The organism is Cupriavidus taiwanensis LMG 19424 (assembly GCF_000069785.1).
Lineage (GTDB): Bacteria > Pseudomonadota > Gammaproteobacteria > Burkholderiales > Burkholderiaceae > Cupriavidus > Cupriavidus taiwanensis.
In genome coordinates this window covers 905,713-925,925 of sequence record NC_010528.1, presented here as the reverse complement: position 1 = coordinate 925,925, position 20,213 = coordinate 905,713, and the positions used below count along the sequence as shown (strand labels likewise).

Sequence of the window (20,213 nt, the reverse complement as noted above, 5' to 3'; positions counted from 1 at the left end):
AAGAGCCGCTCAAAAGATGCCGGAAATCGACCTGCACTTCACCGACCAGGAACTGGCCGCGTTGGAGCGCCTGCGTCAGCAGCAAGGGCTGGCGTCCCTGCAGCAAGCTGCCGAATGGCTTGCGAAGACATCCATCCGGCACGCCGCCGAGCGTATGACGGGCAAACGACGTGCTTTCAAATTGGTAGTACCTCCGGGGAAAACGCTGTGAAACTGACCTGCCCACATTGCGAATCGCGCATGAAGATCCGCACCAGCCGCGTGATATCGCTGCTCTCGAAAGAGAGTTACTGGCAATGCCCCAACATCGAGTGCGCCTACACCTGCAAGGCCATCACCTCGGTGATCTCTACCATCGCGCCCAGCATGCGCCCCAACCCCAAGGCGTACCTGCCCGTCGGCAAGGTACGTCCGGGGCTGATGGACGAGCGGCAGATGGACCTGCTGCCGACCTGACCCCGGCCTAGCCCCTCTCCCTGCTGATTTCTGGCTTCATGCCCCTGTCCGGGGCGTGAGGGACTCTTTTTGCCTGAAGATTCATGAACCCATCCCTGCACAGCGAAGTCACCGGTCGCCTGCTGCGCGACTATGCCTTCAAGTCGAAGCGCGGCGGCGAGAAGCTGGAGGACGGCAAATGCCCGGCCTGCGGCAAGAAGACGCTGTGGGCGTTCGGCAATGCACCGTGGGTCGTGCGCTGCAACCGCCTGAACCATTGCGGCGCCGAGCTGCACATCAAGGATCTCTACCCGGACCTGTTCGAGAGCTGGAGCGACCGCTTTCAGTCCACGCCCGAGAACCCCAAGGCCGCCGCCGACGCCTATATGCGCGACAGCCGCGGCTTCGACCTCGCCAAGGTACGCGACTGGTACGCCCAAGAGAGCTACTACAGCCACGAGCTGCGGATCGGCAGCGCCACCGTGCGCTTCTCGCTGGGCGCCGGCGTCTACTGGGAACGCATCATCGACCAGGCGCACCGCTTCGGCTCGCGCAAGGCCACGTTCCAGGGCAGCTACAGCGGCATGTGGTGGCAGCCGCCGGTGCTGCAGACATCCAGCGCCGACGAGCTGTGGATCGTGGAAGGCGTGTTCGACGCGATCGCCCTCTGGCACCACGACGTGCCGGCAGTGGCGGCCCTGTCCTGTGTCAACTACCCGGGCACGGCGCTGGCCGCGTTGGCCGAGCAATGCGCCGCAGCTGGCCGGGCCCGTCCGAAGCTGGTCTGGGCTCTCGATGCCGACCCCGCTGGCACCCGCTACGGCAAGCAGTGGCTCAAGCGCAGCCGCGAGGCCGGCTGGGAAGCCTCGATCGCCCTGCCCAAGCAGATCGGCGCCAAGAAGCGCGATTGGAACGACCTGCACCAGCTCGGCAAGCTGTCCGCACAGGATCTGGATGAGTACCGCTACCTGGGCGCGCTGGTGGCCGCGCCGAGCGCGGCGGAGAAGGCACGGCTCATCTATGGCCGCACCGGCATGAGCCAGTTTCCCTTCGACTTCGACAGCAAGCTGTACTGGTTCAAGGTGGATCTGGAAGCGCTCAACCGCGAGATGGATGCCGTGCGCAGCGCACACAGCGACATGGACGAGCCGGAGATCCGCGACGAGGCCATGCTCAAGGCCGGCGTGGTGACCAACATCGCCACCTGTCTGCCCACCGTTCTGTACTACCAGGCCAACGCCGCCACCGACGAGGCCTGGTACTACTTCCGCGTCGCCTTCCCCCACGAATCGGAGCCGGTCAAGAACACCTTCACCAGCTCGCAGATCGCCTCGGCGCCCGAGTTCAAGAAGCGGCTGCTCGCCGTGGCGCCGGGCGCCTTCTACACCGGCACCGGCGGGCAGCTGGACGCCTACCTCAAGGAGCAGATGCACCGCATCAAGAGCGTGCAGACGATCGACTTCGTGGGGTACAGCAAAGAGCACGGCTGCTATGTGTACGCGGATGTCGCAGTCAAGGACGGCAAGCTGTACACACTCAACGACGAGGATTTTTTCGACGTGGGGCGCTTGTCGATCAAGACTATCGGCGGCTCCGCCGGGCTCTCGCTGAACACGGACCTGAAGGGATTCCGTCATGACTGGCTGGAGCTGATCTGGCGTGCCTTCGGCGCCAAGGCGATCGTGGCGCTGGCCTTCTGGCTGGGCAGCCTGTTCGCCGAGCAGATCCGCGAGGGCGAAGGGGTCAAGCAAAAGAGCTTCCCGTTCCTCGAGGTGGTGGGCGAGCCCGGCGCCGGCAAATCCACGCTGATCGAGTTCCTGTGGAAGCTGTGCGGCCGCCGCGACTACGAGGGCTTCGACCCGTCCAAGTCCTCGCTGGCGGCGCGCGCGCGCAACTTTGCTCAGGTGTCCAACCTGCCGGTGGTGCTGATCGAAGGAGACCGTGGCGAGGATGGCGCCAAGGTCAAGGGATTCGACTGGAACGAGCTGAAAACCGCCTACAACGGCCGCAGCACGCGGGCCCGTGGCGTCAAGAACGCCGGCAACGAGACCTACGAGCCGCCCTTCCGCGGCGCGGTAGTCATCAGCCAGAACGCCGAGGTCAACGCCAGCGAGGCCGTGCTGCAGCGGATCGTTCACCTGTACTTCGACCGGGCCGGCCAGAACCCGGACACCTTTGCCGCGGCGCGGGCGCTGGAGCAGATGCCGGTGGAAGACGTCTCCGGCTTCCTGCTCACCGCGATCCTCAAGGAGCGCGAGATCCTCGCCTCCTTCGTCGAGCGCATGCCGGTCTACCAGGACCACCTGGTCAAGAACCCCGACGTCAAGCACCAGCGCCTGGTCAAAAACCACGCTCAGGTGATGGCGCTGGTCGACTGCCTCGGACACGTGGTGCCACTGCCCAAGGAATACCGCGATGCGGCGATCAAGCAACTGGCGACCATGGCGGTGGAGCGTCAGCAGGCTATCGGCGCCGACCACCCGCTGGTGCAGGAATTCTGGGAACTGTACGACCACATCGAATCGGCGGAGGAAGACCACGCCGTTCTCAATCACGCCCGGGGGGATGGCGGAACCATCGCCATCAGCCTGCGGCACTTCGAACAGGTGGCGAACGACCGTCGCCTCAACATGCCTCCGCTCACTGATCTGAAGCGGGTGCTGCGCACTTCGCGGCACCGGAAGTTCATGGAGCTGAGGGTCGTCAACAGCGCGATTAACGCGCGTCACAACGCCGAGTATCCCGCCGCGCCAAAGCGGCCGACCACGGTCAAGTGCTGGGTCTTCGAGGATCGCTCGGGCAATAAAGGAGCTTGAGCATGAATGCCTTTCTCGTCTATGTCGTCTCGCACAGCGGCGTGCGCATGCAGTTCGCCGCGATCGCGCGCAGCCGCCTCGATGCGCAGCTCGACGCGCTGGACCGCCTGACCGAGCCGCCCCGCTTCTGCTGCGCGCGCGCCATCGGGAGGATCGCCTGATGCTGGCGCTTCTCAATCTCTGGATGATCGCTACAGCCATCGGGTCGATCTACCTGCTCAACGCGGGCGCCAAGCGCGCCCGCTGGGGCTCCCTGGTGGGGCTGCTGGGCCAGCCGGCCTGGTTGTACCTGACGGCCGCGACAGGCGAGCCCGGCATGTTCTGGGTGAGCCTGTTATTCACCGTGTGCTACGGCCGCGGCGTGTGGGATGGCTTCGTTCGCCGCGGAGCCCGCCATGGTTAAGCCCGCCATCAACGATGCCGACCTGCGCCGGGCCCATCGCGCCATGCGGATCGCTACCCCGTTCGACGCCATGTCCGACCTGCTGCGCACCACCCTGGCCGCGGCGGCTCGAGCCATGGCCAGCTGCGAACGGCAGCGCGCGACACGCCGCCCCGTCGGGAGCATTCCTGATCTGAAGCGCCGCGCCGCCGGCGACTTCGACGACTGATCCAGCACTGGAGAAACCATGCCAGCCAGCAAACACCGCAAGTCCCGCCGGCCGCGCCCCGCGCGCCCCTGTGGCCTACCTGTGATGTTCCGCTTCAGCCGCAACGCCGAGGTGGACTTGCAACTCATTCCTCATGTGGAACTGAGCAAGATCCTGGATGGGACCGCCACCGAAGCCGCGTGGCACACCCTCGCCTTTCGCATCAATGTCGGGCAGGCGGTGGCAACCCTCTACTACGCCGACAGCCAGGCCCTGCGCGACGCCATGGACGCTGCCGTGATCGCGGTGGCCGCCGTGGGCAAACGGTTTGCGAACCGTGGTGCGCTGGGCGTCACCGGCGACGAGTTCCGCGCGATCGGGCAGGGCCTGAACCTGACCGACGACATGCAGCGCGCTTGCACCCGCCGCCAGCTGCTGGCGGCGACGTTGCAGGCAGAGCGCCGCGCAACCGCCCAAGGCCCGGTAGCGGCCGGCCAGATCGTTCAACTCGCAGAAGCAGCATGACCGACATCACGACCTCCCACAAACCTGTGCCCTATGTCCAGCGTGTGGCTCAAATTATCTGCACCGGCCTGTACCCCGAGGCCGACGCGGCTGGAAAGACGCTGGCGGATTTCCCGAAATCGACCCGCGAAAACCTGCTGACCATCGCCGAGGCGATCCTGCTGGAAACCGCCACGGAAGCGCAGTCCGCGCAGCGCTACGCCTGGTGGGTGACGGCCCGCGACGAACTCGACGGCCTAGCGCCAGCGCAGCTAATTATTGGCGGGGCCCTCGACACGACTGAGCCGCTGGCGACCGATGCCCACCAGCGCAAGCACTTCCTGAAGCCATGGCGGGAGAGACTTGCCATGCTGCTGCAATTGCTGGTGCTGCCGCAGCATGAGGCGGGCGCCTTCGGGCCGTCGCGTTCGTGGAGCGGCGCCGGGCCGGAAGCGGCCCCGGGCTTCACCCAAGACATCGGAGAGGCGAAATGAAAGCAATTCGCATCAAAGACGTGATTCAAAAGGTCAGCCTGAGCCAGTCCACGATCTACGCGATGATCGCCAAGGGACACTTCCCAAAGCCTTTTGAGTTGACTGCGGGACGTGTCGCATGGCTTGAAGAGGATATCGACACGTGGCTGGCAGAAAAGGCTGGCCGCGCGGCGGCAGCAGCTGGTTCGCAGCGGATTTCCGGCATGGCCCAGGCACAACTGGGGTGAAAACTGGGGTTGGGGTAGGCTGACGATGCGAGACCCAAACCAGATAAGGGCTGGCGGGAAGTGTTGGACCCCCACCGCTTCCGCCAGATCAGGAAACGGCCCGCACCAGCGACTGGTGCGGGCCGTTTTTTATCCGGCGTCGTCGTGCAGGCCTGGCTTCAGCAGCCGGTAGGCCTCGGCCTCGGAAATCCGCAGCCGGTATTTCGTCGCCAGCACGCGCGCCAGCCCGCGGGCCGCGCCCGGAGGGCTGTGCCGCAACTGCTCGCGGTAGGCCTCGACCTCATAGCGCAGGCGCCAGCGCCGGCTGGCCAGGTAGAGCACGCCCATCAGGCCCCAGCTGCGCCAGAACTGGCGCACGTGGACCTTCTCATGCTCGATCAGCGCCTGGCTGGCGCCGGGGCGCAGCAGGATCAGCGGGCCGGGCGTGAAGCCGTCAAACCCGCGCGGGATCAGCCAGCGGGTTTCGATGACCAGGCACAGGGGCGAGCGGCAGCAGCGGAGCATGCCTCTAGCATAGCGCGCCGGCCGCGTCGTGGCGTGCGGCGTCCGGTTGCCCGGTCAGGCGGCCGCGCGCAGCGGCGCGGCGGGTGCCGCCGGCATGCCGGCCTGGCCGCGCGAGCGGCCCGAGCTCAGGTAGCCGGCGATCGATTCCTGCGTGACCTCGCCCAGGTAGGCGCCGTCGGCGCCCATCACCGGCAGCCAGCTGGTGTTGTGCTGGTACATGCGCGACAGCACGATGCGCAGGTGCTCGTCGAACGCCGCGGTGGCGGCGAACGGGCGCATCACGTTGCCGCACTGGCCCTGGCCCGAGCGCGCGTCGCGGCGCGTGACGTAGCCCAGCGCCACCTGCGCGTCGTCCACCACCGGCAGGTGGCGCACGTCGGCGTCGTCCATCACGGCCAGCGCCTCGGCCAGCGGCATGCCCGGGTGGCAGCTCGGCGGCATGGTGGCGGCATCGCCGGCGCGCACCAGCAGCAGGCGCTTGAGCGTGTTGTCGTGGCCGACGAAGGCCTGCACGAACTCGTCGGCCGGGTGCGCCAGCAGCGCGTCGGGGTGGTCGAACTGCACCAGCTTGCCGCGGCGGAACACGGCCACCTTGTCGGCCAGCTTGATGGCCTCGTCGATATCGTGCGAGACCATGATCACGGTCTTGCCGAGCTGGCGCTGCATCTGCAGGAATTCGTTCTGGATGCTCTCGCGGTTGATCGGGTCGACCGCGCCAAAGGGCTCGTCCATCAGCAGCAGCGGCGCGTCGGCGGCCAGCGCGCGGATCACGCCGATGCGCTGCTGCTGGCCGCCGGACAGCTCGCGCGGATAGCGCGACAGCAGCCGGTTGGGATCGAGCTGCACCATCGCCATCAGCTCGCGCGCGCGTTCGCGGCACTGCTTTTTGTCCCAGCCCAGCAGGCGGGGCACTACCATGATGTTCTCTTCGATGGTCATGTTGGGAAAGAGGCCGATCTGCTGGATCACGTAGCCGATCTTGCGGCGCAGCGTCACACCGTCGAGTCCGCGCGTATCCTCGCCTTCGATGCGCACCGTGCCCGAGGTCGGCTCGATCAGCCGGTTGATCATCTTCAGCGTGGTGGTCTTGCCGCAGCCCGACGGGCCCAGGAAGACGCAGATCTCGCCGCGCGGCACCGTCAGCGACACGGCATCGACGGCGCGCATCTCGGTGCCGTCTTTCTGCGGGAAGGACTTGGTGAGTTGGTCGAGTTCGATCATAGCCGGATTCCTTTCGGCGTCAGCGCTCGCTGCAACCACTGCAGGAAGGCGTCCGCCACGATGGCGAGCAGGCTGACCAAGACCGCGCCGACGGCCAGCTTGCTCATGTTGCTCTGGCTGATCGCCTGCAGGATCAGCACCCCCAGGCCACCCGCGCCGATGATGGCGGCAATGGTGGCAACCCCGATATTCATCACCACGGCGGTGCGCACGCCGCCGAGGATCACCGGCACCGCCAGCGGCAGGTCCACCAGCCGCATCCGTTGCCAGGTGGTCATGCCGATGCCGCGGCCCGCTTCCTGGATGCCGGGGTCGACATTGGCCAGCGCGGTGTAGGTGTTGCGCATGATCGGCAGCAGCGAGTACAGGAACACCGCCGTCACCGCCGGCACGTAGCCGAGCGCATGGCCGAAGCGCGCGAAGATCGGGATCATCAGCCCGAACAGCGCGATCGACGGCAGCGTCAGCACGATCGTCGCCAGCGCCAGCAGCGGCGTGGCCAGCGCGCGGAAGCGCGTGATCAGGATGCCCAGCGGCACCCCGATCAGGATCGCCAGCCCCACCGCCGAACCCACCAGCGCGAGATGCTCGCCGGTCAGCTTCAGCAGCGTGGGCCAGCTGTGCTGCAGGTATGCAAACAAGTCCATGCGGCCCTCCTCAGATCAGTCCGTGGCCGCGCAGGAAATCCTCGGCCACCTTGTCCACCGGCTGCTGGCCGATGTCCACCTTGTAGTTCATCTCGGTCATGCTCTGGTTGTCGAGCTTCGCCGCGAGCGCATTGAGCAGGCCCGCCAGTTCCGGATGCTGGTCGAGCACGGGCTTGCGCACCACCGGCGCCGCGTTGTACGGCGGGAAGAAATGCTGGTCGTCCTCCAGCAGCACCAGGTCGAAGCCCTTGACGCGGCCGTCGGTTGCGTACACCAGCCCCAGTTCCACCTGGTTGTTCTTCAGCGCGGTGTAGACCAGGCCCGGATCGAGCTGGATCACGTCGCGGCGCGAGAACGGCAGCTGGTACTGCGCCTTGAGCGGCTCCAGCCCGTCCGGACGCGCAGCGAATTCCATGTCGACGGCGAACGGATGGCTGGCGTCGGGGCCGGCCTTGCGCATCTGCTCGGCAAAGGCCGACAGCGTGGTCGCGCCGCTGGCGGCCGCGCGTTCCTTCGGCATCGCCAGCGCATAGGTGTTGTTGATGCCCGAGGCGTCGAGCCAGACCAGCCCGCGCGCGCCGTCCATCTGCTTGACGCGCGCGTAGCTGTCCCGGGCGTCGAGTTTCTCTTCGACCTTGTTGAACACGATCAGCGCGGTGCCGGTGTAGTCCCACACCACGTCCAGCTGGTCGTTCTCCATGGCCTGGCGCATCAGCGTGCTGCCCAGGCCGGCGGTCAGCTCGGCGTCGAAGCCCTTGGCGCGCAGGTACCTGGTGGTCATCGACGACAGCAGCAGTTGTTCGGTGAAGTTCTTGCCGCCCACGCGGATGGGCGCGCCCGCGGCCCGCGCCTCGGGCGCGGTGGCCAGCGCCAGGCCGGCGGCGAAGGCAGTGACCGCCGCCACCAACAGCACCGCGCGGCGGGCGCGGCGGTGCAGGTATTGCATCTGCTTTTCCATTTCGGTCTCCCAGTTCAGCGCGCCAGGCCGCGGCGGCGCAGGTACAGCTGGCCAGCGGCGGCAAACAGCGCGTCGAGCGACAGCGCCAGCAGCGCCGTGGCGGCGGCGCCGAGCAGCAGCAGCGGCTGGTTGTTCAGGTAGATGCCCGGGAAGATCAGCTCGCCCAGGCTGTTGGCGCCGATCAGAAACGACAGCGGCACCGTGCCGACATTGATCACCAGCGCGATGCGGATGCCTGCCAGCATCACCGGCAGCGCATTCGGCAGTTCCACGCGCACCAGGCGCTGGCCGGGCGTCATGCCGATGCCGCGCGCGGCTTCCAGCAACGTCGGCGAGACATTGCGCAGGCCCTCGTAGGTGTTGCGCACGATCGGCAGCAGCGAGGCCAGCCACAGCGCCAGGATGGCGGGCCGTTCGCCGATGCCGAGCACGGCCAGCGCCAGGGCCAGCACCGCCAGCGACGGCACGGTATTGCCGACATTGAAGACCTGCATCAGCCGGTCGGCCCAGCGCCGCATGCATGGGCGGCTCAGCGCGATGCCCGCCGGGATGCCGGTGGCCAGCGCCAGCGCCATCGACAGCACCACCAGCCGCAGGTGGTCGACGACGTCGTAGAGCAGGCGCTCCTGGTACTGGCGAATCACGTCGACGCCGACCCACGCCACCAGTGCGGCCAGCGTGGCAAGCGTCAGTCCTGCCCAGGCCAGCGCCCGTGCCGGTTGCTTTGACATACTCTCCCCTTCTCCGGGCCAAAAAAGCGCGCAGGGCGCCACTTTCCGGCGACGGAAAACAATATGGGCTGGCGCGTGCGGAGATGGGGCGCCACCAGGCCCGGTTCAGATTGCATTGCCGCCATGACCGGCACGATTGCCGGCGGACGGTCTGTGGATTCGTCCGCCGTGGGCGGGGAATCTCGATTGACGGGATGCCGTGTTGGCGGCGGTCCCTGAAGCGGCGCAACCGGCGGTGCAAGCACATCGCGAACGGTTGGCCAGTGGCAGCGCAAGTATTGAAGTTTTCCGACGCGCCGCCGGTCCATCGGCCGTTGACTGGCAAGGGCTGGCGGGGATTTCCCCACCTTGCTTCTCGCATCAACGGATGACAAAGAGAGCGCTATTATAGCGATCTTCATCGATCTTGTCATCTTTGGCCTTTCCCGTGGCGATCAGGCACCGATCTCCGGCCTTCCTGCCGCTGCTGGGCGAGGTCACGGACGCGGCACACGCCGCGCCCCCATCGTTCCGAAATCACTCCAGCAGGCTGCAGAACTTGACGCACCAGCAGAACAATCTGTTGCCCGCGCGCCCTCTACTCTTTCGCCGCCAAACCACTAAATTGACGGGGTAGCTGACACGACGGACCGGCCGGCCAGCACCGCGCCAGACCGCCTCACAGGAGCAAGACATGGACACCCGTACCCTCGCCACCATCCCCGCCGCTGCCGCGGAAACCGTGCAGCGCTCGCGCACCGTCGACCGCGTGGTGCGCGGCATTGCCACTTCGGACGGCGCCGGCGTCAAGCTGACGCGCGTGCTGACGCAAAACCTGCAACGCCGGCTGGACCCGTTCCTGATGCTCGATGCCTTCGGCACCGACAGCAAGGACGACTACATCGGCGGCTTCCCCGACCATCCGCACCGCGGCTTCGAGACCATCACCTACATGCTGGCCGGGCGCATGCGCCATCGCGACAGCGCCGGCAACGAGGGCCTGCTGCAGAACGGCGGCGCGCAGTGGATGGTGGCGGGCGCCGGCGTGGTCCACTCGGAAATGCCCGAGCAGGAAGACGGCCGCATGGAAGGCTTCCAGCTGTGGCTGAACCTGCCGGCCGCCGACAAGATGACGGCGCCGTGGTACCGCGACCTGCCCGCCGCCGAGATCCCGACGGTGGCGCTGGAGCATGGCGCCACGGTGCGCGTGCTGGCCGGCGCGAGCCATGGCGTGGCCGGGGCGATCACGCGCCCGGTGACCGAGCCGGTCTACCTGGACGTCGAGCTGCCGGCCGGCCAGGACTTCGCGCAGGCGCTGCCGGCCGGGCACAACGCCTTTATCTACGTGTACCGGGGCGAAGTCTCGGTCGGCGCGGGCGACGACCGCGCCGTGGTCGAGGCGCAGCGCATGGGCGTGCTGGACAACGGCGGCCAGGCTGACGGCGTCATCGTCCGGGCCGAAGCGGACGCGCGCTTCCTGCTGATCGCCGGCCGGCCGCTGAACGAACCGATCGCGCAGTACGGTCCGTTCGTGATGAACACGCAGGAACAGATCTACCAGACCCTGGCGGATTTCCGCGACGGGCGGTTTGCGACGAGCGTGGCTGGTAGCCAGGGGTAAAGCCCCCCGGCATAAAACCATCACCGCCGCCTCCGGCAAGGAGGCGGCGGTTTTTTTTCGTGCCGCGCCCGGCATGCGACTTGCAACCACCCGCCAACCGTTGCACGGACTGGACACCGGCCCGATTCGGGCCTTTCGGACCCCGCGCACTTATATAATTCGTCACCAATATCCGGCATCACGAACCCATGATGAATGCTGCAATGCGTCGCGGCGATGCTGCGCCACGCACTGCCGCGCTTTGACGCATCCCCGTTGCTGCCACCACAACAACCCGAGCCGCCTCAGTGACACCACAACTCCCTCCCCGGCTGGCGCTGGCCCATATCAGCAAGCGTTACCCGGGCGTCGTCGCCAACGACGACGTCAGCCTCAGCGTCGCACCCGGCGAGATCCATGCCGTGCTGGGTGAAAACGGCGCCGGCAAGTCCACCCTGATGAAGATCATTTTCGGCGCGGTCCGTCCGGATGCCGGCGAGATGCACTTCAACGGGGCGCCGGTCAGCATCGGCAGCCCGCACGACGCCCGCAACCTGGGCATCGCCATGGTGTTCCAGCATTTCTCGCTGTTCGACACGCTGACCGTGGCGGAGAACATCGCGCTGGGCCTGCCGGCCGCGCAGCAAGGCAACATGAAGCAGCTGGCCGAGCGCATCCGCGCCACCGCCGAGCGCTACGGCCTGCCGCTGGAGCCCAACCGCCATGTGCATACACTGTCGGTGGGCGAGCGCCAGCGCGTCGAGATCGTGCGCGCGCTGCTGGCCAATCCGCAGCTGCTGATCCTGGACGAGCCCACCTCGGTGCTGACGCCCCAGGCGGTGGAAACGCTGTTCGTCACGCTGCGCCAGCTGGCCGCCGAAGGCACCAGCATCCTCTACATCAGCCACAAGCTCGACGAGATCCGCGCGCTTTGCCATCACGCCACCGTGATGCGCATGGGCAAGGTCACCGGCGTGTGCGATCCGCGCCAGGAAACCGCGGCGTCGCTGTCGCGGCTGATGATCGGCGGCGAGCCGCCGCGCGAGGCGCGCGTGGCCGCGCAGCGCGGGCCGCTGCGCCTGAGTGTGCAGGGCCTGTCGCTGCCGCCCGCGCATGCGTTCGCGACCGAGCTGAGCCAGGTTGCGCTCGATGTCCACGCGGGCGAGATCGTCGGCATCGCCGGGGTCTCGGGCAACGGCCAGCAAGAGCTGCTGGCCGCGCTGTCCGGCGAAGACACGCGCGCCGATGCCTCCGCGGTGCAGCTCGATGGCAAGCCCGCCGGCCGCCTCGATGCGCGCCAGCGCCGCCGCGCGGGCCTGGCCTTTGTGCCGGAAGAGCGCCTGGGGCGCGGCGCTGTGCCGGGCATGAGCCTGGCCACCAATATCCTGCTGTCGCACCAGACCCCGCCCTATGTCCGGCAAGGCATGATCTCGCCTGGCGCCGCCAGCGGGCTGGCGTCCGCGGTGATCAACCGCTTCCGCGTCAAGGCCAGCGGTCCGCATGCGCTGGCGCGCAGCCTGTCGGGCGGCAACCTGCAGAAGTTCATTGTCGGCCGCGAGATCGAAAGCGGCCCGAAGGTGCTGATCGTGGCGCAACCGACGTGGGGCGTCGATGTCGGCGCCGCGGCGCAGATCCACAACGAGATCCTGGCGCTGAAGGCCACCGGCTGCGCCATCCTGGTGGTGTCGGAAGAGCTCGACGAGCTGTTCGCGATCTGCGACCGACTGCACGTGATCGCCAAGGGCCGGCTGTCGCCGTCGGTGGCAACCGAGGCAGCCACGCGCGAGCAGGTCGGGCTCTGGATGAGCGGGCTCTGGCAAGGCGGCCCGGCCCATGCCGGCGCGGAGGTGGCAAGCCATGGCTGATATGCGCACGCTCCTGCCCCGCTCCCCGCTAACGCTTGCGCCGCGCGGCCTGCCCTCGCGCGCAATGGCCTATGCCTCGCCGGTGCTGGCGCTGGCGCTGACGCTGCTGTTCGGGGCGCTGCTGTTCCTGGCGCTCGGCAAGGATCCGGTGGCGGCGCTCAAGGTGTTCCTGGCCGATCCGTTGCGCGACAAGCGCGCCATCGGCGAGGTGCTGCTCAAGACCGTGCCGCTGGTGCTGTGCGCACTGGGCCTGTCGGTGTGCTACCGCGCCAATGTGTGGAATATCGGTGCCGACGGGCAGCTGATTGCCGGCGGCATCTGCGCCGGCGCGGCGGTGCTGGTTTTCGATGTGCCGGGGCAGACCATGAACGGCACCGTGGTGCTGGTGCTGGCGTCGCTCGCCGGCATCGCCGGCGGCATGGCGTGGGCCTCGCTCACCGCGCTGCTCAAGGACCGCTTCAACGCCAACGAGATCCTGGTATCGCTGATGCTGACCTATATCGCGCAGCAGCTGCTGCTGTGGGTGGTCAACGGGCCGCTGAAGGACCCCAACGGCATGAACTTCCCGCAGTCGAAGGTGTTCTCGTCCGAGTACCTGCTGCCGAACCTGATGTCGGGCTCGCGGCTGCATGCCGGCTTTGTCGTGATGCTGGTGCTGGTGGCGGTGATGACCGTGTTCGTGTTCCGCAGCTTCGCCGGCTACCGGCTGCAGGTCGGCGGCACCGCACCGGCCGCGGCGCGCTATGCCGGCTTCTCGGCGCGCAGCGCGCTGTGGAGCGCGCTGCTGATCTCGGGCGCCACCGCCGGCCTGGCGGGCGCGTTCGAAGTGGTCGGGCCGATCGGGCAGCTGCTGCCGTCGATCTCGCCGGGCTACGGCTTCACCGCCATCATCGTCGCCTTTATCGGCCGGCTGCACCCGGTCGGCACCGTCTTCGGCGGCATCATGATGTCGCTGTTCTATATCGGCGGCGAGATGGCGCAGTCGCGCCTGGGCCTGCCGTCGGCCATCGGCTGGGTATTCCAGGGCATGCTGCTGTTCTTCCTGCTGGCATGCGACACGCTGATCGACAATCGCCTGCGCTGGCGCGCCACCACGGCCTGAGCGGAGCACACCAAGACCATGGAACAACTCGCTCCCCTCATCGCCACCGCCATCAACGCCGGCACGCCGCTGCTGCTGGCGGCGCTGGGCCTGCTGATCAACGAACGCTCGGGCGTGCTCAACCTGGGCGCCGAAGGCATGATGCTGGTTGCCGCGGTGGCCGGCTTCATGGTCGGCTACCAGACCCAGTCGCCGATGCTCGGCTTTGCCGCCGGCGCGCTGGCCGGCATGCTGATGGCCACGCTGTTCTCGTGGCTGGCGCTGGTGCTGGCCACCAACCAGGTCGCCACCGGGCTGGCGCTGTCGATCTTCGGCACCGGGCTGTCGGCCTTCATGGGCCAGCGCTTCGTCGGCTACGCCATGCCGGCGCAGGCCAAGGCCGTGCCGGGCCTGGCCGACCTGCCCTTCGTCGGTCCCGCCTTCTTCCAGCATCACTGGATGGTGTATTTCAGCCTGCTGCTGTGCTTCGCCATCATGTGGTTCCTGTTCCGCACGCGCGCCGGGCTGACGCTGCGCGCGATCGGCGAATCGCCCGAGTCCGCGCATGCGCTGGGCTATCCGGTGCGCACCATCCGCTTCGGCGCGCTGCTGTTCGGCGGCGCCTGCTGCGGGCTGGCCGGCGCCTACCTGTCGCTGGTCTACACCCCGATGTGGGTCGAGAACCTGGTGGCGGGCCGCGGCTGGATCGCGCTGGCGCTGACCACCTTTGCCACCTGGCGCCCGGGCCGGGTGCTGGTGGGCGCGTGGCTGTTCGGCGCCGTGACCATCCTGCAGTTCTACCTGCAGGGGATCGGCGTAGCAGCGCCCCCGCAGTTCCTGTCGATGCTGCCCTACGCCGCCACCATCGTCGTGCTGGCGCTGATTTCGCGCAATCCGGCATGGATACGCCTGAACATGCCGGCGTCGCTGGGCAAGCCGTTCCGGCCCGGCAGCGCCTGATCGTTTTTCTGACGGAAATCCCCGAGCTACCCAACAATTCACACAAGGAGAAATCATGATCGTCACGCGCAGGAAGACCCTGGCGGCGCTGGCCGCCACCGCCGTGCTGGCCCTTGCCGGCTGCGGCAAGAAAGAGGCCGAAAAGCCCGCCGAGCCCGCCGGCGCCGCTTCCGCGCCCGCTGCCGGGCAGGCAGCCGAGCCGCTCAAGGTTGCGTTCGTCTATATCGGCCCGGTCGGCGACGCCGGCTGGACCTTCGCGCATGACAACGGCCGCAAGGCCGTGGAAGAAAAGTTCGGCAGCAAGGTCAAGACTACCTTCGTCGAGAACGTGCCCGAATCCGCCGCCGACGCCGAGCGCGTGTTCCGCGACCTGGCCAGCCAGGGCAACAAGCTGATCTTCGGCACCACCTTCGGCTACATGGAGTCGATGCTCAAGGTGGCGAAGGAATTCCCGGACGTGAAGTTCGAGCACGCCACCGGCTTCAAGACCGCCGACAACCTGGCCCAGTACGACGTGCGCACCTATGAGGGCGCCTACCTCGCGGGCGTGGTCGCCGGCAAGATGAGCAAGACCGGCAAGATGGGCGTGGTGGCCTCGGTGCCCATCCCCGAAGTGATCCGCAATATCGACTCGTTCACGCTGGGCGCGCGCAGCGTCAACCCGAACGCCACGGTCAAGGTGGTGTGGGTCAACAAGTGGTTCGATCCGGGCAAGGAACGCGAAGCCGCGACCACGCTGATCGGCCAGGGCGTCGACATGCTGATGCAGAACACCGACTCGGCCGCCGTGGTGCAGACCGCGCAGGAAAAAGGCGTGCATGCCTTCGGCTGGGACAGCGACATGACCAAGTTCGGCGACAAGGCCCACCTGGCCGCGTCGGTGATCTCGTGGGGCGTCTACTACAACAAGGTGGTGGAAGACGTGCTGAACAACCAGTGGAAGAACAGCACCACGTGGTGGGGCCTGAAGGAAGGCATGATCGACCTGAAGAGCTACAACGCCGACGTGCCGGCCGACGTCAAGGCGCTGGTCGACGAGCGCAAGAAGGGCATCATCGACGGCACCGCGCCGATCTGGAAGGGCCCGATCAAGGACAACACCGGCAAGGAACAGCTGGCCAAGGACCAGGTCGCGGACGACAAATTCCTGCACGGCGTGAAGTTCTATGTCGAGGGCGTGGAAGGGAAGATCCCGGGCTGAGCATCTGCGCGCACCTCCGGAACTTGAAGCCCGCGAGACCGGCCCAACCTCTCTGCGTATGCGCCAGTGTCAGGCGCGCGCCATGTGAAGGAGGCCTCTCATGTTGAAGCGTTTTTCGGCCCTGTGGACGCTGGTTCGCCGCGACGGCCGCCTGTTCTGGTATGCGCTGCGCCATCCGGACGCGCCGGCATGGCTGAAGCCGGCTGCGCTCGGGCTGTTGCTGTACGCGATTTCGCCGATCGACCTCGTGCCTGACGTCGTCGCTGGCCTCGGCATCATCGACGACGTGGTGCTGATCCCGCTGGCCGTCCACCTGATCCTGAAGCGCCTGCCGCCGCATATCCTGCGCCAGGCGCAGGCGCGCGCTACCGCGACCACGGTCCGGCCGCACTGACGCACCAACAAAAAATCCCCGGGACACCGAGTGTCCCGGGGATTTTTCATGCCCGCGCAGGACCGCTTTCAGTGCGGCAGCAGGATGGTCGAGCCGGTGGTCTTGCGCGATTCCAGGTCGCGGTGCGCCTGCGCCACTTCGGACAGCGCGTAGCGCTGGCGGATGTCGACCTTCACCTTGCCGGTTGTGACCGCGTCGAACAGGTCGGCCACCATCGGTTCGAGCAGCTCGCGGTGCACTACGTAGGTCATCAGCGTCGGCCGCGTCAGCCGCAGCGAGCCCTTGTTGCCCAGCACCGACAGGTCGAACGGCGGCACCGGTCCCGAGGCGTTGCCGAAGCTGACCATGGTGCCGCGCGGCGCCAGGCAGTCGAGCGAGCCCTGGAAGGTGTCCTTGCCGATCGAGTCATAGACCGCCGGCACGCCCTTGCCGTTGGTGATCTCCCTGACCCGCTCGACGAACGACTCGCGCGTATAGACGATGGTGTGGGCGCAGCCGTTGGCGCGCGCCAGTTCGGCCTTCTCGTCGCTGCCGACGGTGCCGATCACGGTCACGCCCAGTGCCTTCAGCCACTGGCACGCGATCAGCCCGACGCCGCCCGCGGCCGCGTGCAGCAGCACGGTGTCGCCCGGCTGCACCTTGTAGCTGTCGCGGATCAGGTACTGCGCCGTCAGGCCTTGCAGCATCATCGCCGCGGCGGTTTCGAAAGGGATCGCATCGGGCAACCGTACCACGATGTCGGCCGGCATCACCCGCACCTGCGCATAGGCACCGGTGGGACGGCCGGCATAGGCGACGCGGTCGCCCACGGCAACGTGGCGCACGCCCTCGCCCACCGCCTCGACCACGCCGGCGCCTTCCATGCCCAGCCCGCCCGGCAGCGGCTGCTTGTACAGCCCGGTGCGGAAATACACATCGATGTAGTTCAGGCCCACGGCCTCATGGCGCACGCGCACTTCGCCGGGGCCGGGGTCGCCCACCTGTACATCGACCCACTGCATGACTTCGGGACCGCCGGTCTGCTCGATCCGGATGGCTTTGCTCATCTGCGTCGCTCCTTGTTTTGGTGAGGCATCGATCGGGAATGCGGAATACTTCAGCCGGCCTGCGCCGCGCCGTTCTCGCGCGCAAGCCCGGCCAGCAGCAACTCGGCGCTGGCCACGTTGGTCGCGCACGGCACGTTGTGCACGTCGCAGGCGCGCACCAGCGCGTTGATATCGGGTTCGTGCGGCTGCGGCGTCATCGGGTCGCGCAGGAACACCACCGCGCTGACGCGGCCCTCGGCCAGCTGCGCGCCGATCTGCAGGTCGCCGCCCCACGGGCCCGACAGCATGCGCGTGACGTCCAGCCCGACTTCGTCGATCAGGCGCCCGCCGGTGGTGCCGGTGGCAAGCAGTTCGCACTGCGACAGAAAGGCGCGATGGCGCGCGGCGAAGGCGACAATGTCGTCCTTCTTGTGGTCATGGGCGATCAGCGCGATACGAGGCTTCGGAGGCATGGGGGGCCGGGTCATCAGGGCTTCCTTGTGGCGGAGTACGGGGAACGTCGGGACACTGCCGGTCAGAACGTGCCAGGGAAGGCGCCGCCGTCGAGCAGGATGTTCTGGCCGGTGATGTAGCCGGCATGGCGGCTGCACAGGAAGGCGCAGGTGGCGCCGAACTCGGCGGGCTCGCCGAAGCGGCGCGACGGGTTAGCCGCGGCGCGGCGCTGCGCCACTTCCTCGACGCTCAGGCCGGCCTTCTTCGCGCCGCCTTCCATGGTCTTGAACAGGCGGTCGGTATTGAACGGGCCGGGCAGCAGGTTGTTGATGGTGACGCCGTGCTGCGCCACTTCGCGCGCGACGCCGGCAACGAAGCCGGTCAGGCCCGAGCGCGCGCCGTTGGACAGGCCCAGCACATCGATCGGCGCCTTGACCGCGCCGCTGGTGATGTTGATGATGCGGCCCCACTTGCGCGCGATCATGCCGTCGACGGTGGCCTTGATCAGCTCGATCGGGGTCAGCATGTTGGCGTCGAGCGCGGCCAGCCAGTCGCTGCGCTCCCAGTCGCGGAAATTGCCCGGCGGCGGGCCGCCGGCGTTGTTGACCAGGATGTCGAGGTCGCCGAGTTTGGCGGCCGCGTCCAGCGCCGCCTTGCGCCCTTCCGGCGTGGTGATGTCGGTCGCCACCGCGATTACGCGGCGGCCATGGCGCGCGCGCAGGTCGGCCGCGGCCTTTTCCAGCGCCTCGGCGCCTCGCGCCACGATCACCACGTCGACGCCCTCGGCCGCCAGCGCATCCGCGCAGGCAAAGCCCAGGCCCTTGCTGGCGCCGCATACCAGCGCATGCTTGCCGCGCAGTCCCAGATCCATGTGATTCTCCCTAGTCTGTTGTGTTTGACGGACCCGCGCGGGCGGGCCCACGAGTCAGGCTTTCTTTGTCGACAGCAAGTACATGCCGCCCATCACCAGCGCGCTGCCGGCCAGCTGCACGCCGCTGACGGGCTCGCCGAGCAGCCAGAAGGCCAGGAACAGCGTCGATACCGGCCCGATCATGCCGGCCTGCGATGCCAGCGGCGCGCCGATGCGCGACACCGCCACCATCGTCAGCGACACCGGCAGCACGGTGCAGAACACCGCGTTGACGAGCGACAGCCACATCACCGGCGCCGGCTGCGCCAGCTCCGCCACGGGCCGGCCCAGCACCAGGTACTGGATCACGCAGCAGGCGGTCGACACGCACATGGCATACGCCACCAGCCGCAGCGAGCCGATGCGCCGCACCAGCTCGCCGCTCAGGATCAGGTAGATACCATAGGTGATGGCGCTGCCCAGCACCAGCGCGCCGCCCAGCCACACCTGGCTGCCGCTGACATCGAGGTCATGCGCGAACACCAGCACGATGCCGGCATAGGCCAGCAGCAGCGACAGCCACTGGCGCGTGCCGATGGGGCGACGGAACACCAGCGCGGTGGCCAGCAGCACGAACGATGGCGTCAGGAACAGGATCAGCCGCTCCAGCCCCGCGGTGATGTACTGCAGGCCGATGAAGTCGAGGAAGCTCGACAGGTAGTAGCCGATAAAGCCGAGAAACACCACACGGCCCCGGTCGGCCCACGACAGCGGCGCCAGCCGGCGCGACTGCCACCAGCCGATGGCCATGAACAGCGGCACCGCGAACAGCATGCGCAGCGTGATCACCATCACCGCATCGACGTTGTAGCGGTACATCAGCTTGGCGACGATGGCCTTGGCCGAGAACAGCACCGCGCCCATGGCGGCGATGACAAGACCCGAGCGCTGCGGCGAGGGCAGCGCGGCGGGCACGGCGAGGGACTTCTGGGAGGCGGGCACGAGGAATACGGGGAAAGCGAGGGACAGCGGGCCGGCACGGCGGCCCCGCAAAACGACCCGACGATTGTATTCGAAAAGGCGCGAGGGCATCGGACGCCGCCCCGGCCGCGCGGGCCACCTGTTGCCCGGCCTTCCTCGGTATACTCTGGGTCACCTCCAGCCACCGCACCTGCTTCGTGCCCCAGCCCGCCGACACGCCTTCCGGCAAGCCCGCCGCCGACTACGACTTCACCGAGCAGGTGGGCCACCTGCTGCGGCGCGCCTACCAGCGCCATGTGGCGATTTTCCAGCAGACCATCCCCGATTCGCAGCTGACCGCGGCGCAGTTCGTGGTGCTGTGCGCGGTGCGCGACCGCCAGCCGTGTTCGATGAACGAAGTGGTGCGCGCCACCGCGATCGACCAGGCCACGGTGCGCGGCATCATCGACCGGCTCAAGTCGCGCAAGCTGATCGCGGTCTCGCACGATCCCAACGACCGGCGCAAGGTGGTGGTGACCGTCACCCCGGCTGGGCTGGCCCTGATCGACGAGACCGTGCCGTTCGCGAAGGCGATCTCGGAGCAGACCTTCGGCAGCCTGAATCCGGCCGAGCGCGTGGCCGTGACTTACCTGCTGCGCAAGATGAGCGAGATCGACGAGGGGAATGGGGCGTAGCGTCCCGGATGTCGAGGGTTTTC

Annotated in this window: 25 protein-coding genes; 16 read left to right on the top strand and 9 right to left on the bottom strand. The window is 67.7% G+C overall.

What is annotated here, in order from left to right; translation table 11 throughout:
• Positions 1-16: 16 nt before the first annotated feature.
• The 9 genes from RALTA_RS04260 (at position 17) to RALTA_RS04225 (ending at position 5,066) form a co-directional block, all read left to right on the top strand.
• Entirely contained in the window at positions 17-211 is a 195-nt protein-coding gene (locus tag RALTA_RS04260) for a hypothetical protein (RefSeq protein WP_012352201.1), read from the top strand.
• A complete protein-coding gene (locus RALTA_RS04255; RefSeq protein WP_012352200.1) occupies positions 208-456 on the top strand; it encodes an ogr/Delta-like zinc finger family protein in 249 nt (82 codons plus the stop codon). Before RALTA_RS04260 ends, RALTA_RS04255 begins: the two co-directional genes overlap by 4 nt.
• 83 nt (positions 457-539) lie before the next feature.
• Positions 540-3,251, top strand: coding sequence for a toprim domain-containing protein (locus tag RALTA_RS04250; protein WP_012352199.1), 2,712 nt, complete (start codon positions 540-542; stop codon positions 3,249-3,251).
• Positions 3,252-3,253: 2 nt separating this feature from the next.
• On the top strand, positions 3,254-3,412 hold the full coding sequence (locus tag RALTA_RS30215; protein WP_157877115.1) for a hypothetical protein: 159 nt from the start codon (positions 3,254-3,256) through the stop codon (positions 3,410-3,412).
• Positions 3,412-3,654, top strand: coding sequence for a hypothetical protein (locus RALTA_RS04245; protein ID WP_012352197.1), 243 nt, complete (start codon positions 3,412-3,414; stop codon positions 3,652-3,654). The genes RALTA_RS30215 and RALTA_RS04245 overlap by 1 nt, the downstream gene beginning before the upstream one ends.
• Positions 3,647-3,862 (top strand): hypothetical protein, encoded by a 216-nt coding sequence (locus RALTA_RS04240; protein WP_012352196.1) that lies wholly within the window; start codon positions 3,647-3,649, stop codon positions 3,860-3,862. Before RALTA_RS04245 ends, RALTA_RS04240 begins: the two co-directional genes overlap by 8 nt.
• 18 nt (positions 3,863-3,880) lie before the next feature.
• Positions 3,881-4,366: a hypothetical protein gene (locus tag RALTA_RS04235; protein ID WP_041232079.1), complete on the top strand. Its 486-nt coding sequence runs from the start codon at positions 3,881-3,883 to the stop codon at positions 4,364-4,366.
• Positions 4,363-4,839, top strand: coding sequence for a hypothetical protein (locus RALTA_RS04230; protein WP_012352194.1), 477 nt, complete (start codon positions 4,363-4,365; stop codon positions 4,837-4,839). Before RALTA_RS04235 ends, RALTA_RS04230 begins: the two co-directional genes overlap by 4 nt.
• Complete coding sequence (locus RALTA_RS04225) at positions 4,836-5,066, top strand: AlpA family phage regulatory protein (RefSeq protein WP_012352193.1); 231 nt, start codon at positions 4,836-4,838, stop codon at positions 5,064-5,066. The genes RALTA_RS04230 and RALTA_RS04225 overlap by 4 nt, the downstream gene beginning before the upstream one ends.
• A 129-nt stretch (positions 5,067-5,195) precedes the next feature.
• On the opposite strand, the gene RALTA_RS04220 is transcribed toward RALTA_RS04225, so the two are convergent.
• The 5 genes from RALTA_RS04220 to RALTA_RS04200 are packed head-to-tail and all read right to left on the bottom strand — an operon-like array spanning position 5,196 to position 9,127.
• Positions 5,196-5,570, bottom strand: a complete 375-nt coding sequence (locus RALTA_RS04220) for a hypothetical protein (RefSeq protein ID WP_012352192.1) — start codon at positions 5,568-5,570, stop codon at positions 5,196-5,198.
• A 54-nt stretch (positions 5,571-5,624) separates the two neighbouring features.
• Complete coding sequence (locus tag RALTA_RS04215; protein WP_012352191.1) at positions 5,625-6,791, bottom strand: osmoprotectant ABC transporter ATP-binding protein OsmV; 1,167 nt, start codon at positions 6,789-6,791, stop codon at positions 5,625-5,627.
• A complete protein-coding gene (locus RALTA_RS04210; protein WP_012352190.1) occupies positions 6,788-7,438 on the bottom strand; it encodes an ABC transporter permease in 651 nt (216 codons plus the stop codon). Before RALTA_RS04210 ends, RALTA_RS04215 begins: the two co-directional genes overlap by 4 nt.
• 10 nt (positions 7,439-7,448) lie before the next feature.
• A complete protein-coding gene (locus RALTA_RS04205; protein ID WP_012352189.1) occupies positions 7,449-8,384 on the bottom strand; it encodes a glycine betaine ABC transporter substrate-binding protein in 936 nt (311 codons plus the stop codon).
• A 26-nt stretch (positions 8,385-8,410) separates the two neighbouring features.
• A complete protein-coding gene (locus RALTA_RS04200; RefSeq protein WP_012352188.1) occupies positions 8,411-9,127 on the bottom strand; it encodes an ABC transporter permease in 717 nt (238 codons plus the stop codon).
• 673 nt (positions 9,128-9,800) lie between these two features.
• Between RALTA_RS04200 and RALTA_RS04195 the strand changes: the two genes are divergently transcribed.
• From RALTA_RS04195 to RALTA_RS04170, 6 genes are all read left to right on the top strand, one after another.
• A complete protein-coding gene (locus RALTA_RS04195; protein ID WP_012352186.1) occupies positions 9,801-10,727 on the top strand; it encodes a pirin family protein in 927 nt (308 codons plus the stop codon).
• Between the two features lie 287 nt (positions 10,728-11,014).
• A complete protein-coding gene (locus RALTA_RS04190) occupies positions 11,015-12,571 on the top strand; it encodes an ABC transporter ATP-binding protein (RefSeq protein ID WP_012352185.1) in 1,557 nt (518 codons plus the stop codon).
• Positions 12,564-13,673, top strand: a complete 1,110-nt coding sequence (locus RALTA_RS04185; protein ID WP_012352184.1) for an ABC transporter permease — start codon at positions 12,564-12,566, stop codon at positions 13,671-13,673. Before RALTA_RS04190 ends, RALTA_RS04185 begins: the two co-directional genes overlap by 8 nt.
• 18 nt (positions 13,674-13,691) lie before the next feature.
• Positions 13,692-14,612 (top strand): ABC transporter permease, encoded by a 921-nt coding sequence (locus RALTA_RS04180; RefSeq protein ID WP_012352183.1) that lies wholly within the window; start codon positions 13,692-13,694, stop codon positions 14,610-14,612.
• A gap of 55 nt (positions 14,613-14,667) precedes the next feature.
• Entirely contained in the window at positions 14,668-15,813 is a 1,146-nt protein-coding gene (locus tag RALTA_RS04175; protein ID WP_012352182.1) for a BMP family ABC transporter substrate-binding protein, read from the top strand.
• Between the two features lie 100 nt (positions 15,814-15,913).
• On the top strand, positions 15,914-16,207 hold the full coding sequence (locus RALTA_RS04170) for a YkvA family protein (protein ID WP_012352181.1): 294 nt from the start codon (positions 15,914-15,916) through the stop codon (positions 16,205-16,207).
• A 68-nt stretch (positions 16,208-16,275) separates the two neighbouring features.
• Here RALTA_RS04170 and RALTA_RS04165 read toward each other — a convergent pair whose 3' ends face one another.
• The 4 genes from RALTA_RS04165 to RALTA_RS04150 all read right to left on the bottom strand — a co-directional run bounded on the left by RALTA_RS04165 (position 16,276) and on the right by RALTA_RS04150 (position 19,498).
• On the bottom strand, positions 16,276-17,253 hold the full coding sequence (locus RALTA_RS04165; protein WP_012352180.1) for a quinone oxidoreductase family protein: 978 nt from the start codon (positions 17,251-17,253) through the stop codon (positions 16,276-16,278).
• 50 nt (positions 17,254-17,303) lie between these two features.
• Positions 17,304-17,705, bottom strand: a complete 402-nt coding sequence (locus RALTA_RS04160) for a methylglyoxal synthase (protein ID WP_012352179.1) — start codon at positions 17,703-17,705, stop codon at positions 17,304-17,306.
• A 62-nt stretch (positions 17,706-17,767) separates the two neighbouring features.
• On the bottom strand, positions 17,768-18,556 hold the full coding sequence (locus tag RALTA_RS04155) for an SDR family oxidoreductase (RefSeq protein ID WP_012352178.1): 789 nt from the start codon (positions 18,554-18,556) through the stop codon (positions 17,768-17,770).
• A gap of 54 nt (positions 18,557-18,610) precedes the next feature.
• Complete coding sequence (locus RALTA_RS04150; RefSeq protein ID WP_041232293.1) at positions 18,611-19,498, bottom strand: DMT family transporter; 888 nt, start codon at positions 19,496-19,498, stop codon at positions 18,611-18,613.
• Between the two features lie 215 nt (positions 19,499-19,713).
• Here RALTA_RS04150 and RALTA_RS04145 point away from each other — a divergent pair, with 215 nt between their 5' ends.
• Positions 19,714-20,190 (top strand): MarR family winged helix-turn-helix transcriptional regulator, encoded by a 477-nt coding sequence (locus tag RALTA_RS04145; RefSeq protein ID WP_012352176.1) that lies wholly within the window; start codon positions 19,714-19,716, stop codon positions 20,188-20,190.
• The last annotated feature ends 23 nt before the right edge of the window (positions 20,191-20,213 follow it).

Excerpts from the sequence above, each read along its gene's own strand:
- RALTA_RS04240 (WP_012352196.1), top strand. The coding sequence starts at position 3,647 with ATGGTTAAGCCCGCCATCAACGATGCCGACCTGCGCCGGGCCCATCGC.
- RALTA_RS04245 (WP_012352197.1), top strand. The coding sequence starts at position 3,412 with ATGCTGGCGCTTCTCAATCTCTGGATGATCGCTACAGCCATCGGGTCG.
- RALTA_RS04250 (WP_012352199.1), top strand. The coding sequence starts at position 540 with ATGAACCCATCCCTGCACAGCGAAGTCACCGGTCGCCTGCTGCGCGAC.
- RALTA_RS04160 (WP_012352179.1), bottom strand. The coding sequence starts at position 17,705 with ATGCCTCCGAAGCCTCGTATCGCGCTGATCGCCCATGACCACAAGAAG.
- RALTA_RS04235 (WP_041232079.1), top strand. The coding sequence starts at position 3,881 with ATGCCAGCCAGCAAACACCGCAAGTCCCGCCGGCCGCGCCCCGCGCGC.
- RALTA_RS04225 (WP_012352193.1), top strand. The coding sequence starts at position 4,836 with ATGAAAGCAATTCGCATCAAAGACGTGATTCAAAAGGTCAGCCTGAGC.
- RALTA_RS30215 (WP_157877115.1), top strand. The coding sequence starts at position 3,254 with ATGAATGCCTTTCTCGTCTATGTCGTCTCGCACAGCGGCGTGCGCATG.
- RALTA_RS04155 (WP_012352178.1), bottom strand. The coding sequence starts at position 18,556 with ATGGATCTGGGACTGCGCGGCAAGCATGCGCTGGTATGCGGCGCCAGC.
- RALTA_RS04195 (WP_012352186.1), top strand. The coding sequence starts at position 9,801 with ATGGACACCCGTACCCTCGCCACCATCCCCGCCGCTGCCGCGGAAACC.
- RALTA_RS04215 (WP_012352191.1), bottom strand. The coding sequence starts at position 6,791 with ATGATCGAACTCGACCAACTCACCAAGTCCTTCCCGCAGAAAGACGGC.
- RALTA_RS04180 (WP_012352183.1), top strand. The coding sequence starts at position 13,692 with ATGGAACAACTCGCTCCCCTCATCGCCACCGCCATCAACGCCGGCACG.
- RALTA_RS04230 (WP_012352194.1), top strand. The coding sequence starts at position 4,363 with ATGACCGACATCACGACCTCCCACAAACCTGTGCCCTATGTCCAGCGT.
- RALTA_RS04170 (WP_012352181.1), top strand. The coding sequence starts at position 15,914 with ATGTTGAAGCGTTTTTCGGCCCTGTGGACGCTGGTTCGCCGCGACGGC.
- RALTA_RS04205 (WP_012352189.1), bottom strand. The coding sequence starts at position 8,384 with ATGCAATACCTGCACCGCCGCGCCCGCCGCGCGGTGCTGTTGGTGGCG.
- RALTA_RS04260 (WP_012352201.1), top strand. The coding sequence starts at position 17 with ATGCCGGAAATCGACCTGCACTTCACCGACCAGGAACTGGCCGCGTTG.
- RALTA_RS04185 (WP_012352184.1), top strand. The coding sequence starts at position 12,564 with ATGGCTGATATGCGCACGCTCCTGCCCCGCTCCCCGCTAACGCTTGCG.
- RALTA_RS04200 (WP_012352188.1), bottom strand. The coding sequence starts at position 9,127 with ATGTCAAAGCAACCGGCACGGGCGCTGGCCTGGGCAGGACTGACGCTT.
- RALTA_RS04165 (WP_012352180.1), bottom strand. The coding sequence starts at position 17,253 with ATGAGCAAAGCCATCCGGATCGAGCAGACCGGCGGTCCCGAAGTCATG.
- RALTA_RS04175 (WP_012352182.1), top strand. The coding sequence starts at position 14,668 with ATGATCGTCACGCGCAGGAAGACCCTGGCGGCGCTGGCCGCCACCGCC.
- RALTA_RS04220 (WP_012352192.1), bottom strand. The coding sequence starts at position 5,570 with ATGCTCCGCTGCTGCCGCTCGCCCCTGTGCCTGGTCATCGAAACCCGC.
- RALTA_RS04210 (WP_012352190.1), bottom strand. The coding sequence starts at position 7,438 with ATGGACTTGTTTGCATACCTGCAGCACAGCTGGCCCACGCTGCTGAAG.